The sequence below is a fragment of the Pseudomonas putida S13.1.2 genome, from assembly GCF_000498395.2.
Taxonomy (GTDB): Bacteria; Pseudomonadota; Gammaproteobacteria; order Pseudomonadales; family Pseudomonadaceae; genus Aquipseudomonas; species Aquipseudomonas putida_Q.
Genome location: NZ_CP010979.1, coordinates 3,277,676 through 3,295,865 on the forward strand (window position 1 = coordinate 3,277,676; position 18,190 = coordinate 3,295,865).

Sequence of the window (18,190 nt, forward strand, 5' to 3'; positions counted from 1 at the left end):
GTGCCGCGAACGGGCCGCAAAGCGGCCCCAGATTACTGCATCGCCACTGATATTGCTGGGGCCGCTCTGCGGCCCTTTCGCGGCACAAGGCCGCTCCTACAGCGCCCCCAATTGCCTTTCGGCCTCCAGCAACTGCTGCCCCCGCACCGTGGTCACCCGGTGGTCGCGCGCCAGCCAGGCATAGATGGTCGGTAGTACGAACAAGGTAAACAAGGTCCCCACCAGCATCCCGCACACAATCACCACCCCCAGCCCGAAGCGGCTGTTGGCCCCGGCGCCGCTGGCGAACAGCAGCGGCAGCACGCCGAAGGTCATCGCCGCGGTGGTCATCAGCACCGGTCGCAAACGTATCTGCGCAGCGCGGACAATAGCGGCAGCACGGTCGAGGTTGTCGCGCACCTGGATCTCGTTGGCGAACTCCACCATCAGAATGCCGTGCTTGCTGATCAGGCCGATCAGGGTCACCAGGCCAATCTGCGTGTAAATGTTCAGCGTGGCCCAGCCCAGCGCCAGCGGCAGCAGTGCACCGCAGATCGACAGTGGCACGGTTACCAGAATGATCAGCGGGTCGACCAGGCTTTCGTACTGTGCAGCCAGCACCAGGTAGATCACCACCAGGGCAGCAAGAAACGCCCACATCAACGCAAAACCCTCCTGCACATACTGGCGCGATTCCGATTGCCAGTCGTGGCTGAAGCCCGGCGGCAATTCGGCGCTGAGCTGTTCGAGAAAGGCCACGGCGTTGCCCATCGACACACCCGGGGCGGGGATGGCCTGCAAGGTACTGGCGTTCTGCTGATCGAACTGCAACAGGCGGTTAGGCGCCACTTCGAGATCCAGGTGCACCACCGTGGCCAGCGGCACCAGGCTGCCATCTTCGGCGCGCACGTATTGACGATTCAGCGCCGCAGGGCTCAGGCGCTGGTCCTGGATACTCTGAGGGATCACGTCGTAGGAACGCCCAAACAGGGCAAAGCGGTTGAGGTACTGCTCGCCCACCAGCACACCCAGTGACTCGCCAATGGCCTGCATGCTGATGCCCAGGCTAGCCGCCTTGGCCCGGTCGACGCGCACCTTGACCACCGGGTTGTTGTAGTCGAGGTCGCTGTCCACCATGGCAAACAGGCCGCTGTCGCGGGCGCGTTGCTTGAGTACTTCCATGGTCTGGTACAGCTCGGGTAATCCTGGGCGCTGCGCAGCACCATCTGCACCGGCAGGCCGCCACTGGAGCCCGGCAGTGAAGCGACCTGGAAGGCGAAGATGCTGCTGCCTTCGATATCCGCCACGGCCAGCTGCAACTGCGCCTGCACCTGTGCGGCGGAACGCTCGCGCGCCTGCCAGGCGCTGAGGTTGATACCGCCGAAACTGGCGGCCGGGCCGTCGGTGCCGTTGATGATCCAGGTGTCGGTGGTTTCGGCGATGGACTTCATCACCTGGTCAAGCTTCAGCGCAAAGCGCTCCGCATATTCGAGGCTGGCATGCTGCGGCGACTTGATGGCAGTCAGCACCGCTGCCTGGTCCTCGGGGGGTGCCAGTTCGCGTTGGGGCAGCAGGTAAAGCCAGGGCAGGCTCAAACACACCAGCAGCGCCACACTCGCGCTGATCCAACGATGCGCCAGGGAGTAGGCCAGCACTCGTCCATAGGCCCCGGTCAACGCAGCAAACAACCGATCAGCCATGTTGGCCATCGCGCCATGCTGCTGCCCCGGTTGCAACAACAACGAGCTCATCACCGGCGACAAGGTCAGCGCCACGATGCCGGACACGATCACCGCGCCCGCCAAGGTCAGGGCGAATTCGCGGAATAGCGTGCCGGTCAGCCCGCCCATCAGCCCGATCGGCGCATACACCGCTGCCAGGGTAAGGGTCATGGCAATGACCGGCCCGGCGATTTCCCGCGCCCCGGCCAATGCCGCAGCAACCGGCGACTTGCCCTCCTCGATATGCCGGTGCACGTTCTCCACCACCACGATGGCATCGTCCACCACCAGGCCGATGGCCAGCACCATCGCCAGCAAGGTCAGCAGGTTGAGGCTGAAGCCGAACAGCAGCATCAGGCCTGCGGCACCGAGCATCGACAGCGGAATGGCAACTACCGCGATCAGTACGCTGCGCAGCGAGCCCAGGCACAACCAGATCACCAGCACCACGATCAGCATCGCCTCCACCAGGGTGCGTAGCACCTCATGGATCGAAGCATCGATGAAGCGCGCAGTCTCATAGGCCAGCGCCACCTTCACCCCGGGCGGCAGGGTCTGCTGGATTTGCGGCAGGAGCTGGCGAATGCCCTCGACGATCACCAGCGGGTTACCGGTCGGCGTGGGGAACAGCCCCAGGTGCACGGCCGGCTTGCCGTCCATGGTGGCGCTGGTCTGGGTGGCAGCCGCGCTCAGCTCGACAGTGCCGACATCGCGCAGGCGCACCAGGTCGGTGCCATCGTTGCGGATGATCAGCTCACGGAAGTCCTCGACCCGGGTCAGGTCAGTGTCCACCTGGATATCGGCCAGCACGTACTGCCCACGCACCTGGCCCGGGGTCGCCTGGTAGTTGTTGGCCCGCACCGCCTGCGCCACGTCCGCTGCCGTCACCCCGCGCCCGGCCATCTGTTCGCTGTCCAGCCACAGGCGCATGGCCAGGCGCTGCCCACCGAACGACTGCACCTTGGCCACGCCGTCGATGCCAGAGAACTGCGGTTCTACTACCCGCGACAGGTAATCGCTCAGTTCCGGTATCGACAGGCTGTCACTGGCGAAGCCCACGTAGGCCACGGCAGTGGAGTCGCCAGCCGACAGCTCCACCACCGGATCGTAGGCCTTTTCCGGCAGGCGATAGCGCACCTGGTTGACCTTGGCCATGGTCTCGGCCAGCGCCTGGGTCGAATCGCGGTTGAGCACCATGCGCAAGGTGATCAGGCTGCGCCCCTGCTGCGACGACGAGGACAGGTAGTCGATGCCCTCCACCGACGACACCGCCTGGGTGATCGGCTGGGTCACAAAGCCCTGCATCAGCTCGGCCGAGGCGCCGGGGTACTCGGTGCTGATGGTAATGGTCGAGCTTGCCAGCAACGGGTACTGACGGATCGGCAACTTGCCCATGGCAAACAGCCCCATCAGGATGATCAGGCTGCTGACCACCAGCGCCAGCACCGGGCGGCGCACGAAAAGGTCGGTGAACTTCACGGCTGCCGCCCACCGAGGTTGGCCTGCAAGCTGTCCTGCGCCACCGGCTCGACCGACATGCCGTCGCTCAGTTTCAACTGGCCAGACACCACCACCCGGTCACCGGGCGCCAGGCCGGAGGTAACCTCCACCCGCCCCTGCCAGCGCTCACCAGTGGTAACCCGCACTCTGCTGACCTGGGTACCATGCGCCGGGTCCTGAGTCGCAACGAATACTGTCTGGCCATAGGCGGCGTAGGTGATCGCGGTTTCCGGCACAGCCAATACAGTCGACGGCTGCACAGCATCCAGACGCACGCCAGCGTACATGCCCGGCTGCAACTGCCCGCCCGGGTTCGGCAAGGCTGCCTGCACCTGCACCAGGCGCGCCTTGCTCACCACCGGGTCGACCGCCACCACCCGGGCCTGAAAGCCTTGCCCGCGCACTGCGTCCACCGTCAGCGCCAGCACTTGCCCGACATGCACTTCGGGGGCGGCCTGCTCGCCCAACGCGAAATTCACATGCAACTGGCTGATGTCGGCCAGGTTGACGATGGCCTCACCGGCGCCCAGATACTGGCCCTGATGCACCCGCCGAATACCCAGCTTGCCGGCAAACGGTGCGCGAATGGCCTTCTGCGCGATCAGCGCCTCGACATGCTGCAGCTCACCACGGGCCACGTCCACGGCAGTGGCGGCGTTGTCCAGCAGCTCTTGCGACACGGCATTCATTGCCCGCAGCTTGCGGCTGCGCTGCAGCACCACTTCGGCGTTACGCAGCCTGGCACGCAACTGCACCCGCTGGGCCTGTTCCGGCGCGTCGTTGAGCTGCACCAGCAACTGCCCGGCAGTGACCGCCTGCCCCGACTCGAAGGCAATGCGGGTAATGCGCCCCGCCGTCTCGGCCGCCACCTGTACCTGGTTAACCGCCTCCAGCTCCCCCGAAGCAAAGTTTTGCCGCGCCAGCTGCACCTGCTCGGCCGTGGCCAGCGCCACCTTGGTCGCCGGCCACGCCGCCGCAGCGGGCGGCGCCGACCCACTACCCACCAACGCATAGGCAGCGACCAGTACACCGGTAACAGCGCCTGCGCAGGCCAGTAACGTCCTTTTGTTCATGCACAGCTCCGATCACAGGGAAAGCGGTTGCGGGGAAGATCGGGCAGGACTATAAGAGCTCAACTTAACTTGAGGTCAACAGGCATGGCAGCGGACAACACGCGGATGCTCACAGTGGGTGAAGTGGCCAGGCGCAGCGGCGTGGCGGTGTCTGCGCTGCACTTCTACGAGACCAAGGGGCTGATCGCCAGCGTCCGCACGGCAGGCAACCAGCGGCGCTATCCCTCGCTGGTGCTGCGTACACTGGCGATCATCAAGGTGGCGCAGCGCACGGGTATTCCGCTGGAGGAAATCAAGCAGGCATTCAGCCGCTATGCGCCCAACAGCAAGCTTACGGCGGCGCAATGGGGCGAGATGTCCACCGCCTGGCGCGAAGACCTGAACGCCCGCATCCGCACGCTGCAGGCGCTGCGCGACAGCCTGGACAACTGCATTGGTTGCGGTTGCCTGTCGCTGGAAGACTGCCCGCTGCGCAACCCCGAGGATGTGCTGGGCAAGGAAGGTACCGGGGCGCGGATCCTCGAGAAGAAAGCCCGTTAGCCTCGCCTGTAGGAGCGGCCTTGTGTCGCGACCGGGCTGCGAAGCGGCCCCCGGGTTTCAGCCATGATGCACACATTGCAGGGGCTGCCTTGCAGCCCGATCGCGACACAAGGCCGCTCCTACAAGGCGCCGCGTGATCTGCAGGTGACAAGCAGACGCTTGGAACCATTGCGGCCCTTCACCGCCCTAACCCTGTGCTGTTAACCCAAAGCCGATCACAGGAAGGAACTAAGCCATCATGAAACGTGAACAGATCGAAGGTGTAGCAGAGAACCTTGCAGGCAAGGCGCAGAGCGCTGTAGGCCGACTGGTCGAGGATCCTGCGCTGGAAGCCGAAGGCGATGCGCGTCAGGCAGCAGGCCAGCTGACCAAGACCTATGGTGACACGCTGGATACGGTGTCTTCGTTCGTGAAGGAAAAACCGTTCGCCGCACTGGCCATCACTGCCGCCGTCACGCTGGTGGTCTCTCGCCTGCTGCGCCGCTGAACAGGGCTGCGCAAGCAGGGCCAGGGCCGGGTACGCCACCCGGCCCGCGCCATCACCAGATGGCGATATCGTAGGTGAGGTACAGGCGGTTGCTGTCGCGCCCGCGGGCAAAATCCGAACGGTAGACATAGTTGCGCAGCTTCACACCCAGCCCTTTCAGCGGCCCGCCCTGCACCACGTAGGCAAGCTCGGCGTCACGTTCCCACTCCTTGATGCCCTCGGCACCCGAGCGGCCATTGTCGCCACTCAGGTACCGCGCCATGAAGGTCAGGCCCGGCACGCCTGCTGCCGCAAAGTTGTAGGCGTAGCTTGCCATCCAGGTCTTTTCTTCTTCCTCGATGAACTTGCCGATGCCGACGTTGCTGAACGAATACACCGTCGCGCCGCTGATGTAGGGCAGCCCTGCCTCGCCATCGAGCACCTGGTAGCCGGCACCGAGGGTATGGCCCGAATGGGCATAGGCCACCTGCCCGCTGATCATGTCGTTGTCGATGGCGCCGCCGTGGGCGGCACCGCTGTCACGGCTCTTGAAATAGCGCAGATCAGTGCTCAGCACGCCACCGGCCAGCGGCAGCTCATGTTGCAGGCCGGCAAAGTCCTGGCGGTAGAAGTGCTCGAGCTGGCCATGGAAGTAGCTCAGGCGCAGTTGCTTGCTGACGGCAAAATCAGCGCCGGCGAAGTTGAAGTCACCCGACTTGCCGCCCGCATGGCCATCCAGGTACAGCCCGGTGCTATCGGATGAATCACGCTGCTTGAAGCGGTCCAGGTGCCCCGCCGTCAGGGTCAGCCCGTCGATATCCGCGCTGGTCAGCTGCGTGCCCTGGTACGTCTGCGGCAACAGCCGTGCATCGTTGTAGACCAGCACGGGTGTCTTTGGCAGCAAGGTACCGTGCCTGATCACCGTCTTGCCGATACGCCCCTTGGCCGTCACCCCGGCGCTGGCGAATTCGTCTGCTGCGCGGCCGTCGTCATGCACCGGCAGCAGCCCGGTACCGCTGCGCCCGCGCCCGGAGTCCAGCCGTATGCCGACCAGGCCCAGTGCGTCCAGCCCGACCCCGAGCGTGCCGGCGGTAAAGCCCGACTGGTAGTCGAGCAGAAAACCCTGGGCCCACTCCACCCGCTCGCTTTTTGCACTGGCGGCAGCACGCGCACTCATGCCCTGCTCGTCACGGAAATTCTCGTTGAAATAGACGTTGCGCAACTGCAGCTTGAGCTTGCTGTCATCGACGAAACCGGCGGCGCCGGCAACAGGCAGGCAGCCGCAAAGCAGGCCACAAGTGGCCCCACGGAACATAGCTCGGGACATGATCGGTACTCTATTGTTGTTATTTGAAAGCGCGCGGCAGGGCTCAGACGAAGAAGGACAAAGCCCCTGTGAGCAAGGCCAGGGCGGTGATCACCAATGACGTGAGCACGGCCCACTTGAAGGTGGCCTTCTGGAAGTCACCGATGTCACGGTCGACCATGCCCACCAGCAGCAACGTCGAAGCCACCAGCGGGCTCATCAGGTGCACCGGCTGGCCGAGGACCGAGGCGCGGGCGATTTCCAACGGGTCGATGCCGTAAGCCGCTGCAGCGTTGGCCAGGATCGGCACCACGCCGAAATAGTAGGCGTCGTTGGACAACACAAAGGTCAGCGGCATGCTGGTCAGCGCCACCACCAGCGGGAACCAGTGGCTCCATTCTTCCGGAATCCAGTCCACCAGGGTTTGCGCCAGGGCGTCGACCATCTTGGTGCCCGAGAAGATCCCGGCAAAGATACCCGCAGCGAACACCAGCAGCACCACGGTCATGGCGTTACCCGAATGCGCCAGAATGCGCTCCTTCTGCAGTTCCAGCTGCGGGTAGTTGATCATCAGCGCGGCGACGAAGCCGATCATGAACAGGATGGCGGCATGCATCAGCCCCATCACCAGCGCGGTCATGACGGCGATTACCAGCAACAGGTTTACATAGGCCAGCCGCGGGCGTTTGCACGGGTTGTCGCCGAGGATTTCCTTGATGTAGCAGTTGCCACCGCCGGCCTGCAGGGCGATGTTGCCGATACGGCGGCGTTCGGTACGCCCCAGCAGGAAGGCCGTGAATACTACCCAGGCCGCACCGCCGATCATGGTCGGCAGCATCGGGATGAAGTACTCGCTGGCGTCCAGCCCAAGCGCGGCGATGGCCCGCGTGGCTGGTCCGCCCCAGGGGCTCAAGCCGCTCATGATGCTCAGCGACAGCATCGACACCGTGGCCAGGATCATCGGGTTCATGCCGATACGTTTGTAGAGTGGCAGCATGGCGGCACAGGTGATCATGTAGGTGGTCGTGCCGTCACCGTCCAGCGCCACCAGAAGCGACAGCAGTGCAGTGCCGATGGCGATCTTGACCGGGTCGCCGTTCACCCGCTTGAGGATCTTGCGGATGAGCGGATCGAACAGGCCGGCATCGATCATCAGGCCGAAGAACAGGATGGCAAACAGCAGCAAGGCTGCCGATGGCGCGACCATCTTCAGGCCGTCGAGCATCATCTTGCCCAGTTCGGGGGCAAAGCCGCCGATGACGGCGAAGACGATCGGGACAACGGTCAGCGCAACGATAGGCGACAGGCGCTTGCTCATGATCAGGTAGGTGAACGTCACCACCATGATCAGGCCCAGGAGTGCGAGCATGGTCTTTCTCTCTTGTTTTTATTGTGCGTGGCCGCCCGCCGGGCAGGCAGCCTCCAACCCCACTCGGCATCGCTGCGACGCTGAGTGGAATTTTAAATCAATGTTCAGTAGTGCGAACGGGGTTCAGCCGTGGCGGCTTGGCTCGGCGGGCCAGGCGGCCGGTTCGGGTGCAGCACAGTCTGGCTGTACCGGTTGCTCACCATTGAGTGCGCGCAACAGGGTCTCCCGCTCACAGGCATTCTCGGACAGCGAGATCACCACGGTGGCCACCGCATTGCTGGCAAGGCTGGTCAGCGCCCGGGCTTCGGACATGAAGCGGTCAATACCGATCAGCAGCGCCAGGCCAGCCAGCGGAATGTCGTGGATCACGGTCAGGGTCGAGGCCAGGGCAACGAAACCACTGCCTGTCACCCCGGCGGCGCCCTTGGACGACAGCAACATGATCGCCAGCATGGTCAGCGTCTGCCCCAGGGTGATGTCGATGTTGCAGGCCTGGGCGATGAAGATGGCCGCCAGCGACAGGTAGATGGCTGTGCCATCAAGGTTGAACGAGTACCCGGTTGGCAACACCAGGCCTACTACACCCTTCTTGCACCCCAGCTTCTCGAGCTTTTCCAGCATGCGCGGCAGCACGGGCTCGGTGGACGAAGTACCCAGCACCACCAGGAATTCCTCGCGGAAATAGCGCAGCAGTTTCCACAGGCTGAAGCCGTGGGCGCGGCAGATACCACCCAGTACGACCAGTACGAAGAACGCACAGGCGATGTACAGCGTACCTACCAGCTTGGCCAGGGCACCGAGCGAGGTGATGCCGTACTGCCCGACTGTAAAGGCCAGCGCACCAAAGGCACCCACCGGCGCAAAGCGCATCAGGTAACCAAAAATGCGGAATACCATGGTCGAGGCAGATTCCAGCACATCCAGCACTGGCTTGCCCTTGTCCCCCATGGACGACAGGGCAAAGCCGCTGAGTACGGCGATGAACAGCACCGGCAATACTTCGCCCTTGTTGAAGGCACCGATGAACGTATCGGGAATGATGTGCATGAAGAAATCGACCACGCCCAGCTTGGCGGCCGAGGCGGTGTACTGGCTGAGGCCTTCGGTGCTGAGGGTGGCGGGGTCGATGTTCATGCCCACACCGGGTTTGAACAGGTAGACCGCCGCCAGGCCAATCGCCAGGCTCACCACCGTCAGGCCCAGGAACAGCAGCAACGTCTTGCTCATCAGGCGCCCCAGCGAGCGCTTGTCGGTCATCCCGGCAATGCCGGTGACGATGGTGCAGAACACCACCGGGGCGATCATCATCTTGACCAGCTTGATGAAGGCATCACCCAAGGGCTTGAGCGCAACGGCCTGTTGCGCCCAGAAGTGGCCGACCAATACGCCCAGCAGGACGGCGCAGAGGATCTGAAAGTACAGCGATTTGGCGAGTTTCATGGGGCATCACCATTGTTGAAATTGTGCGGATGCGCTTGTTACAAATGTGCGGCTCTGGATCGACGCCTGGTGCTACCCGGCCAACCTGCGGAATGTAGGGGCGTAGACGAACCCTGAGAAGAGCCGCCGGGCGGTTCGTACTACCGAGGCCTGGATGGTCTGGCCATCGGCACCGCTGCGCGTCAGGGCGATATCAATGCCGCCACTGGGGTGCTCGAGGCGGACCTCGGTCAGCTGCTGCGCGCCTTCGCCCAGCAGGTCGGCAATCACCGTGCCGGGGCTGACGCAGGCAGTTGCCAGCCCCACTGCGCCAGTGATCGCCAGGGCGCGATGGCAGTTGTGCGGCATGAAATAACGAACCTGCAGCGTGCCGTCGTAGCGAGGCCTGGATACCAGTACCGGCTTGGGGATGACCATGCCACTGACATCGCCCAGGCCCATGGCCTTGCCGGCCTTCAAGCGCAATGCTTCAAGGCGTTCGAGCAGTTCGCTGTTGGCGTCTAGCTGGGCCGGGGTTTCCGAGCCGGTGACACCTAGCTGGCTGGCCTCCACCACCATCATCGGCATGGCCATATCGATGCAGGTCACCGGGACACCATCGATCAGATCCCTGGCCTGGCCGGTAGGGAACAGCTTGCCGGTCTTGCTGCCGACTGCATCGAGGAAAGTCAGGTGCACCGGGGCGGCAGTGCCGGGTACGCCGTCGATTGCGGTACGGCCTTCGTAGCGCACGATACCGCCTGGGGTTTCTACCAGCGAATTGACGAAGGTACCGGTGTTCAGGTTGCGAATACGGACCAGGGTCTTCCCTTCCTTGCCTTTGACCAACCCCTGTTCGATGGCGAACGGGCCAACGGCACACAGCATGTTGCCGCAGTTGGGGGCAGTATCGACGCGCCGCTGTGCAACCATCACCTGCACGAACAGGTAGTCGACGTCGGCGTCGGCGTGCAAAGAAGGGCTGATGATCGCCACCTTGCTGGTCTGCGGGCTGCCACCACCGATCCCGTCGATTTCCAGCTCATGGCCAGAGCCCATCAGGTTGATCAGCAACTCGTCGCGTTCGACCACATTGGCAGGCAGGTCCCAGGCGTGGAAGAACGGCCCTTTCGAGGTACCACCGCGCATGAGGACGCAAGGAATTCGTTGCATGATTTTGCACCCTTGTTGATCAATGGACATCATTGATGCTGTGAGCAAAAGAGTGACAGGGATGGATAAATCAATCCAATGCAAATATCGTAGCCATTATTGCGATTCAAACATTAATCAGGCGCAGCGCCAGTAGCAGGGTTTGTTATGGAATATGAGCTGCAAGATATCCGATCTTTCGTTAAAATCGCCGAACTCGGTAGTTTCCACGAGGCCGCCGAGGCGCTTCACCTTTCCCAGCCGGCCCTGAGTCGGCGGATCAAGAAACTGGAGGAAGGCCTGGGCACCTCGCTGCTGGAACGCACCACACGCCGGGTCAGCCTGACCAGCGTGGGCCGTGACTTTCTGCCTAAAGCCAGGCGCCTGCTGGATGATTTTGAAGACTCGATCCTCAGTATCCGCGAGCTGGCCGAGCGCCAGACCGGGCAAGTTACCCTCGCCTGCATTCCCACCGCAGCGTTCTACTTCCTGCCGTCGGTGATCCGCGATTACAACGAGCAGTACCCAAAAATCCGTATTCGCCTGCTGGACCTGAGCGCCAACGACGGGCTCGAAGCCGTGTTGCGCGGCGAGGCCGACTTCGGCATCAACATGATGAGCGGCCAGCACCCGGACATCGAGTTTGTCTCACTGGTGCAAGAGCACTTTGTGCTGGCGTGCAGGCGGGATCACCCACTGGCGGAGCGCGCATCCGTTACCTGGACAGAGCTGGCTGATTACCGCCTGATCGGCGTCGGCCGCCTGAGTGGCAACCGCATGCTGCTGGACCATGCGTTGTCCGGGCTCAACCTGCGACCTAAATGGTTCTACGAAGTGCAACACCTGTCGACGTCGCTGGGCATGGTCGAGGCCGGGCTGGGCGTGTCGGCCATGCCCAGCCTGGCCATGCCCAACGCTGATCACCCGACGCTGGTCAGCGTGCCGTTGATCGAGCCGCAAGTCACACGCACCCTGGGGCTGGTGTACCGGCGCGGCGCGTCGTTGTCGCCCGCGGCGGAGAAGTTCGTTTCGATCCTTTTGCAGCAGTGGCCCAACCGTTGAGTCACCGCTGCGCAGGCAGGCGAGGTCAGGCGTCCTTGCCCAGTACCAGGCGGTCAAAATGCTCGATGTGCTCATCCAGGTTGTCTTCGAGCATCATCCGGTACTGTTCGCAGAAGTACTTCAAAATTTCTTCCCGGGCTGCCGCCAGTTCCGCGCTGCTCTTGAAGCTGCGGGCACTCATCCACGCGCTGAAACGCGTGGCGCCGAAGGTCAGCGAGGCACTTACCTTGCCCAGGTCTTCGAATTTTTCAATCTGCTGGTTGGCCAGGTCGATGTGCGCATCGGCGCGGTCATAAAAGGCCTGATCGGTAGCTTGGGTCATTGCGGTTCACCTTGTAACGGAAGCCCAAGCCTTGCATGGCGGCGCGCATACGTGCAAGGCTGAAAAAGGATCACCCACGACGAAAAGGAAGCAAAGCACCTTATGCTTGGAATCACACGTATCCATCGCTATTTGCGCCCACTGCCTGCAAAATCGACTGCAGCCAGTGGGCGTGACCTCAAGGCCAAACCAGCCGCCCGCCTCGCCTCAAAGGTTGCAAACCTGCTCTGCACTCCCCGCTCCGCCCCGCCTTACTTCTGCGTTACCCCTGAACGCCCCCCTGTCGACCGTGTGCCTCCGACCTGACTGCCGACGCTGCAGCTCACACACCGTATTCGCCTGTTACAGGCGGAATGTCTGACGCAACAACAAGGGGCAACACCCAATGCTTTTCTTTCAAGGTAAACAGATTCTCAGCGCCATCTTCGATATGGATGGCACCCTCTTCGACACCGAACGCTTGCGCTTCAAGACTTTGAAGCAAGCCTCGCTGGAAATCTTCGGCAAAGCGCTGAGCGAGGACACATTGATCGGCTCGCTGGGCCTGAGCGCGACCAAGGCCGAAGCCCTGGCCAAGGCGCATAACGGTGAAGACTTCCCGTACGCCGAGATCCGCAAGCGCGCGGATGAACTTGAGCTGGAGTACGTGCGCAATCACGGCGTACCCATCAAGGCCGGCTTGCTGGAAGTGCTAGAGCGCCTGCGCAAGTCGGGCTTGACCATGGCAGTGGCCACCTCCAGCCGCCGTGCCATTGCCGAGGAATACCTGATCAATGCCAATGTGCTGAAGTATTTCGACATCACCGTCTGTGGCGATGAAGTCAGCCAGGGCAAACCCCACCCCGAGATTTTCCTGAAAGCCGCCCGCGCGCTCAATTGCGAACCCGATCAGTGCTTCATGGTCGAGGATTCAGAGAACGGCATGCTCTCGGCCATCCGTGCCGAAGGCCAGGCGATCCTGATCGAAGACATCAAGCCGCCCGCTGCCGAGATCAAGGCTGGCGCGCTCAAAGCCTACCTCAGCATGCATGAGTTTCTCGCCGACCTTAGCGAGTGCGTACCTGACCTGGGCATGCCAGCATTGAGCGAGCCGTTCCCGGCTTCGTTGAACCAGTTCAGCGTGGGCATTCATGGCTTCGGTGCCATCGGCGGTGGTTACCTGACACAGGTGTTTTCCCATTGGGATGGCTACACCCGGCCCCGTGAAATCATCGCCGCGACCCGCTCGCGCATGCTGCGCGAAAGCGTCAATGCCTTCGGCCGCTACAGCGTGCGCTACGGTGCTACATCATTCGACCAGACCATCGACAATGTGCGCATGATCGACATGGACGATGACGTCGCAGTCATCGGCATGTATACCACTGCCGAAATTATCGGCCTGAGCCTGCCCGAGCAGGCCATCCGCAACCAGGCGAAGGTGATTGCCAAGGGGCTGCTGCAACGTTTCGAACGACGTGGCCGAGAGCTGACGTTGCTGATCGTGCTGAACAAGGTGGGCGGCGCCGCGTTTGTGCGCCGCCATGTGCAGGCAGAGCTGGCATTGCTGTGCCCGCCGGCAATTGGCGAGCAAGTGCTGGAAAAGACCCATTTCGCCGAAACGGTGGTCAGCCGCATTGTCTCCAAGCTCAGCAACGACGCACTGGTGCGGCAACTGCGCATCAAGTCGCAGATGTTCCAGAACAGCCTGGAAGACGAACCGGCAGTCGCCACCAAGGCATCAGCGCCCGTGCCTGAGTACGAACGACTGATCGGGCGCTTCAGGCCCTTTGCCCAACCCAGCAGCGCGATGAGCCAGCTGCACCTGATCCTGTTCAACAGCGAACCCGACATGCCCCTGTATGTAGAGCATGGCAGCGAACTGCTCGAACGCCTGCGCCAGGTGAAGACGGTGCCTGACATCACCCAGATCCAGGTCATCAAGAACCGCCTGTGGAACGGCCCACATGCCATCGTTGCCTGGTACGCGAGCCTGCTGGGCCATGACTCGGTGGGCCAGGGTATGGGCGATGCACGTGTCAGCGAACTGGCCGAACGCCTGATTCGCCAGGAAGTCGGGCCGGCACTGGTGGCGGAGTACCCGCACATGGCCGAAGTGGTCAGCCGTTTTGCCAACACCTTCCTGGAGCGCTGTGCCACCTCGTTCAAAGACCCTTGTGCCCGGGTGGGGCGCGACCCGTTGCGCAAGCTTCAACGCAACGAGCGCATCTTCAGCAGCATCGACCTTGCACGCAAGCATGCTATTGAAACCCCGGGGCTGACATTTGGCGCGGCCCTGGCCATTCACCATGCCCTGCGCTGCGTAGACAGCAAGGACCAGGAAGCCCAGGCGATCAGACAGGTTTATCGGGATAACAACGCCAGCGTCGAGGCCGTGCTTACCCATGACGGTGACTGTAATGGCAAGCGTTTTCCAGGGCTGGACCCGATCAGGGACACGCAGCTGATCACTGCCATTTCAGATGCTTTCCGGCAGTACCCGCCAAGGGATGTGGCAAGCAGGCTGGGCGACCTTTGCATAGGCGCATGAGGTACTGCATTAGCCTGAAGCCAGCGCGGTGAATGGCACCGGCTCCGCCGGTGTTCGCGGGCGTGCCCGCTCCCACAATGACCGCGCTAGCTTTCAGGTGTTGTGCAAGACATTTGCCCCTACAGGTACTGCATAAGCCTGAAGCCTGCGCGATTACCTGTGGGAGCGGGCGCGCCCGCGAAGAATCCAACACGGTGAATGGCACCGGCTCCGCCGGTGTTCGCGGCTAAAGCCGCTCCCACAGTGATCGCGCCAGCTTCCAGGTGTTGTGCAAGACAGTTGCCCCCACAGGTACTGCATATGCCTGAAGCCTGCGCGATTACCTGTGGGAGCGGGCGCGCCCGCGAAGAATCCAACACGGTGAATGGCACCGGCTGCGCCGGTGTTCGCGGCTAAAGCCGCTCCCACAGTGATCGCGCCAGCTTCCAGGTGTTGTGCAGGACAGTTGCCCCGAAGGTACTGCATATGTCTGAAGCCTGCCCGACTACCTGTGGGAGCGGGCGCGCCCGCGAAGAATCCAACACGGTGAATGGCACCGGCTGCGCCGGTGTTCGCGGCTAAAGCCGCTCCCACAGTGATCGCGCTAGCTTTTAGATGTTGTGCAAGCAGTTGCCCCTACAGGTACTGCATAAGCCTGAAGCCTGCGCAGCCCTTGTGGGAGCGGGTTTACCCGCGAAGAATCCAGCGCGGTGCATGGCACCGGCTGCGCCGGTGTTCGCGGGCATGCCCGCTCCCACAGTGATCGCGCTCGCTTTTAGAGGTTGTGCAAGCAGTTGCCCCTACAGGTACTGCATAAGCCTGAAGCCTGCGCAGCCCCTGTGGGAGCGGGTTTACCCGCGAAGAATCCAGCGCGGTGCATGGCACCGGCTGCGCCGGTGTTCGCGGGGCAAGCCCGCTCCCACAATGATCGCGCTAGCTTTTAGAGGTTGTGCAAGCAGTTGCCCCTACAGGTACTGCATAAGCCTGAAGCCTGCGCAGCCCTTGTGGGAGCGGGTTTACCCGCGAAGAATCCAGCGCGGAGGATGGCACCGGCTTCGCCGGTGTTCGCTGGCATCAGCACCTGATCTTCACAAAAACAAGCTCCGGGTCACCTTCATCCAGGTTTTCAACCTGGCCACTGCCAATAAAACCGCACTTCGCAAGCAGCGCCTGCATCGGCAGGTTCGACGCGTTGGTCGAGGTGAACAGCTTGGCCCCCAGGGCCCGGGATTCCAGCCCACGAAGAATGGCTGCGCCTACGCCACGGCCCCGTGCCGAATCCAGCACCACGATGAGCGGGATGAAATCCTGCCCGAAAAATGAGGTGTCCAGTACGCCATAGCCCAACAGCAGCGCAGTATCGTCAGCATCCGTTGCCACCCAGCACTGGCCGCAAGCTACCGCGTGGGCAATGCATTCCCGCCGGTGCTCTTCGCGCTGCGCGATGACATCAAGATCAAAGAGCGCATTGAGGTCGGCTTGCCGGGCGAGCCGCATGTGTGATTCCAGAGCCATTTCTTCCTCGTATCAATAGCAACTCAGTGGGTTTGTTACCAGAACGTACCACGCATGCCTGTAACCTCGGCAGCCGTGCAGGAGCGGCCCTGTGTCGCAAAAGGGATGCAAAACAGTCAGTTCATCGGGTGATTACCTACAATCAGGCATCTCGAAATTGTGCTTTAGAAGTTAAGTTTCGCCACAAAGAAACATCTGCTTGCACTCCAGAAAATATAATTCCGATAACTTGTAAGAAGTTTCTGAATTTCGACTGAAGCCAATTGGATCTCCCCTACTGGTGTTAGGTTTCCAACCTGAACCATACACAGGGAGTTTGTTTTATGCGCGTCAGTCTAGAGGGCTTAGGTCAGGCTGTAGATGGCGATGTGACTACTACGGGTGCTATCTGCATTGCAACGGGCGCCGGCTATCTCGACGAAGGCCGAATGGTGCTCCGTGAAGGCGACCACACCACGCCATGCCCTCTTTGTGGGCAGGTGGGAACCGTCGCTGAAGGTGTGGATCACTTTATTTCCGATGGCCAGCGGGTGGCCATGGATGGCGCGCTGGTTGCCTGTGGCTGTTCGCCGGGCAGCAACCGGGTGGTCGCACCGTTATATGAAGCACCGCCGTCCATGTATTCCATTGCGGGGGGTACCAATACCCACTTTAACCAGCCGTCAGCCACCGGCTACCCCGGGCGCTTCTCCCGACCTGTCGTAGGGGCACTGCCCGATTCGCTAGAGCCTGGCTTCTATGTAATTCCTCGACGCATGTCGTTCCCCCAGGTGCTGCTGCAACTGGCCGAGCACGATGCCACTTTGCCGATCTCCCGGTTGCAGCGGCTCAACCCGACGTTTGAGCAAGGCTTCAAGGCTGGGGAAATCTTCGTTATCGGGGATCCTGACAACGCAAATGCCTGTACGCGGGAAGAGGGAGAACTGATGGCGGCTGCGCAGCATGCACGACGTGCTTTGGAGGTGCTCGACTACGCCGAAGCGGATTTCATGATGCAGCACCAGGCCGAAATCGCCGGCTTGCTCAGTAACGCCAGCCTGTCCATGGGCGTCGGCAAGGACATGCTGGATCAAGGTTTGAGACAGGTCGGTCATACATTGACCAGTATCGAGCAGTTGCACCAGCGGGAGTTCATGCGCCACGGCCATTTGAACAGCCCGGGCTTTTTCGCTGAACGGCGGCGGCTTCTGCAGCAGCTGGATGGACAGTTGAAAACGGCATTTTTGAACAAGCAGTTGAACCTTGGGAGCTATGAGCGCTTGAGGAGGAGCTTGAATATTTCGACCAAGAGTCTTGTGCATCATTGGTCCAAGGCCGGTGGTCCGGGGCAGATTCCGGGGTATGCGACGCATCTGGATAAGGTTGCCAAACTTAGTAAGTACCTTGCTTATGGTGGATATGCTGCGGTTGGACTAGGAGGGACTTCGTCCTACATGAACGTTCAGGAGGTTTGCCGGGCGGGCGAGACAGAGGCGTGTAAAAAGATCCGAATGACAGAAACAAGTAGTTTTGCCGGTAGCCTTGGATTAAGCACGCTCGCTTCTACTGGAGCTGGATTAACCGCCGGAACACTGTGCGCAGCTTTTGCGGTAGGGACCGCCGGAGTCAGCGTTCCGGTGTGCGTGGTTTTGCTTGTCGGAGCTGGTGGGGCCGCCGGCGGCCTCGTAGGGGAGAAGTTGGGTGAGTCGGCAGGTGAGTTCATCTACGAGGCTACGCGTGATTGACATCAACGTTTGGCCGGTCTCGGCGAAGATAATATTGGTAATAGGGCCATTTGTCATTGGACTGCCTGGCCCGGCGATCCTTGCCTTCCTTATGCTAAGGAAGGATTACGATGTTGCATGCTCGGCGATTCAAAGCAACCCCTACATTGAGTCTATGAAGCAGACGAGGGATAGGCGACGATTGAAGTGGCGATGGATGCTGATGTGCATGATCGCTGGGTTGATAACATTTCCGGGCTTGGCATTACGCAGAGGCAAGTTAGATGCTGATGAATTGAAGCGTTTCCCTGCGAAATTAAAATTTAAGTTGGCTCTTGCTACCTGGCTAACACTACTTGGTTGTGCTTGGATGATTGTTGCTTATACCCTCGTTGAACTCTCGGACGGGAGATAGGCACTTTGCAGGTCAGACCCGTAGTCGCGGGTCTTCCTCCTTTCCCACCGACGTGTCGTCGCCGTTCAAAAACTGCCCCAACTGTGCGCCCTCGATCACTATCTACTCCAGAAAATCATCGCCATGACGAATACGTTGT

At 61.6% G+C, this 18,190-nt stretch carries 13 protein-coding genes and 1 pseudogene; 6 read left to right on the forward strand and 8 right to left on the reverse strand.

Annotated features, from left to right (window positions below; all coding sequences use genetic code 11):
* Positions 1-96: 96 nt before the first annotated feature.
* A pseudogene (locus N805_RS14465) lies at positions 97-3,179 on the reverse strand (MexW/MexI family multidrug efflux RND transporter permease subunit).
* Positions 3,176-4,273, reverse strand: coding sequence for an efflux RND transporter periplasmic adaptor subunit (locus N805_RS14470; RefSeq protein WP_019472884.1), 1,098 nt, complete (start codon positions 4,271-4,273; stop codon positions 3,176-3,178). Before N805_RS14470 ends, N805_RS14465 begins: the two are co-directional and overlap by 4 nt.
* Positions 4,274-4,357: 84 nt before the next feature.
* Between N805_RS14470 and soxR the strand changes: the two genes are divergently transcribed.
* On the forward strand, positions 4,358-4,813 hold the full coding sequence (gene soxR / locus N805_RS14475) for a redox-sensitive transcriptional activator SoxR (protein ID WP_019472885.1): 456 nt from the start codon (positions 4,358-4,360) through the stop codon (positions 4,811-4,813).
* Between the two features lie 238 nt (positions 4,814-5,051).
* A complete protein-coding gene (locus N805_RS14480; protein WP_019472886.1) occupies positions 5,052-5,300 on the forward strand; it encodes a CsbD family protein in 249 nt (82 codons plus the stop codon).
* 52 nt (positions 5,301-5,352) lie between these two features.
* Here N805_RS14480 and N805_RS14485 read toward each other — a convergent pair whose 3' ends face one another.
* From N805_RS14485 to N805_RS14500, 4 genes are all read right to left on the reverse strand, one after another.
* Positions 5,353-6,606 carry an OprD family porin gene (locus tag N805_RS14485; RefSeq protein WP_019472887.1) on the reverse strand — a complete coding sequence of 418 codons (1,254 nt, stop codon included), beginning with the start codon at positions 6,604-6,606 and terminating at the stop codon, positions 5,353-5,355.
* A 43-nt stretch (positions 6,607-6,649) separates the two neighbouring features.
* Positions 6,650-7,954 carry a CitMHS family transporter gene (locus N805_RS14490; RefSeq protein ID WP_019472888.1) on the reverse strand — a complete coding sequence of 435 codons (1,305 nt, stop codon included), beginning with the start codon at positions 7,952-7,954 and terminating at the stop codon, positions 6,650-6,652.
* 123 nt (positions 7,955-8,077) lie between these two features.
* The gene (locus N805_RS14495; RefSeq protein ID WP_019472889.1) at positions 8,078-9,394 is read right to left on the reverse strand and encodes a dicarboxylate/amino acid:cation symporter; all 1,317 of its coding nucleotides are present in this window, start codon (positions 9,392-9,394) and stop codon (positions 8,078-8,080) included.
* Between the two features lie 72 nt (positions 9,395-9,466).
* The gene (locus N805_RS14500) at positions 9,467-10,546 is read right to left on the reverse strand and encodes a 4-oxalomesaconate tautomerase (RefSeq protein WP_019472890.1); all 1,080 of its coding nucleotides are present in this window, start codon (positions 10,544-10,546) and stop codon (positions 9,467-9,469) included.
* 147 nt (positions 10,547-10,693) lie between these two features.
* On the opposite strand from N805_RS14500, the gene N805_RS14505 reads away from it, so the two are divergent.
* Positions 10,694-11,587 (forward strand): LysR family transcriptional regulator, encoded by an 894-nt coding sequence (locus N805_RS14505; RefSeq protein WP_016485564.1) that lies wholly within the window; start codon positions 10,694-10,696, stop codon positions 11,585-11,587.
* 25 nt (positions 11,588-11,612) lie between these two features.
* On the opposite strand, the gene N805_RS14510 is transcribed toward N805_RS14505, so the two are convergent.
* Entirely contained in the window at positions 11,613-11,909 is a 297-nt protein-coding gene (locus N805_RS14510) for a DUF3144 domain-containing protein (protein WP_019472891.1), read from the reverse strand.
* Between the two features lie 385 nt (positions 11,910-12,294).
* Between N805_RS14510 and mtlD the strand changes: the two genes are divergently transcribed.
* On the forward strand, positions 12,295-14,439 hold the full coding sequence (gene mtlD / locus N805_RS14515) for a bifunctional mannitol-1-phosphate dehydrogenase/phosphatase (protein ID WP_019472892.1): 2,145 nt from the start codon (positions 12,295-12,297) through the stop codon (positions 14,437-14,439).
* A gap of 1,053 nt (positions 14,440-15,492) precedes the next feature.
* Here mtlD and N805_RS14520 read toward each other — a convergent pair.
* Positions 15,493-15,933, reverse strand: a complete 441-nt coding sequence (locus N805_RS14520) for a GNAT family N-acetyltransferase (RefSeq protein ID WP_026034695.1) — start codon at positions 15,931-15,933, stop codon at positions 15,493-15,495.
* Positions 15,934-16,256: 323 nt separating this feature from the next.
* Between N805_RS14520 and N805_RS14525 the strand changes: the two genes are divergently transcribed.
* A complete protein-coding gene (locus N805_RS14525) occupies positions 16,257-17,657 on the forward strand; it encodes a PAAR domain-containing protein (protein WP_028614032.1) in 1,401 nt (466 codons plus the stop codon).
* Positions 17,650-18,051, forward strand: coding sequence for a hypothetical protein (locus N805_RS14530; protein ID WP_019473998.1), 402 nt, complete (start codon positions 17,650-17,652; stop codon positions 18,049-18,051). Before N805_RS14525 ends, N805_RS14530 begins: the two co-directional genes overlap by 8 nt.
* Positions 18,052-18,190: the final 139 nt, after the last annotated feature.

What these genes read in the sequence shown, in the direction of transcription:
- N805_RS14470 (WP_019472884.1), bottom strand. Translation starts at nt 4,273, where the DNA reads ATGAACAAAAGGACGTTACTGGCCTGCGCAGGCGCTGTTACCGGTGTA.
- soxR (WP_019472885.1), top strand. Translation starts at nt 4,358, where the DNA reads ATGGCAGCGGACAACACGCGGATGCTCACAGTGGGTGAAGTGGCCAGG.
- N805_RS14480 (WP_019472886.1), top strand. Translation starts at nt 5,052, where the DNA reads ATGAAACGTGAACAGATCGAAGGTGTAGCAGAGAACCTTGCAGGCAAG.
- N805_RS14485 (WP_019472887.1), bottom strand. Translation starts at nt 6,606, where the DNA reads ATGTCCCGAGCTATGTTCCGTGGGGCCACTTGTGGCCTGCTTTGCGGC.
- N805_RS14490 (WP_019472888.1), bottom strand. Translation starts at nt 7,954, where the DNA reads ATGCTCGCACTCCTGGGCCTGATCATGGTGGTGACGTTCACCTACCTG.
- N805_RS14495 (WP_019472889.1), bottom strand. Translation starts at nt 9,394, where the DNA reads ATGAAACTCGCCAAATCGCTGTACTTTCAGATCCTCTGCGCCGTCCTG.
- N805_RS14500 (WP_019472890.1), bottom strand. Translation starts at nt 10,546, where the DNA reads ATGCAACGAATTCCTTGCGTCCTCATGCGCGGTGGTACCTCGAAAGGG.
- N805_RS14505 (WP_016485564.1), top strand. Translation starts at nt 10,694, where the DNA reads ATGGAATATGAGCTGCAAGATATCCGATCTTTCGTTAAAATCGCCGAA.
- N805_RS14510 (WP_019472891.1), bottom strand. Translation starts at nt 11,909, where the DNA reads ATGACCCAAGCTACCGATCAGGCCTTTTATGACCGCGCCGATGCGCAC.
- mtlD (WP_019472892.1), top strand. Translation starts at nt 12,295, where the DNA reads ATGCTTTTCTTTCAAGGTAAACAGATTCTCAGCGCCATCTTCGATATG.
- N805_RS14520 (WP_026034695.1), bottom strand. Translation starts at nt 15,933, where the DNA reads ATGGCTCTGGAATCACACATGCGGCTCGCCCGGCAAGCCGACCTCAAT.
- N805_RS14525 (WP_028614032.1), top strand. Translation starts at nt 16,257, where the DNA reads ATGCGCGTCAGTCTAGAGGGCTTAGGTCAGGCTGTAGATGGCGATGTG.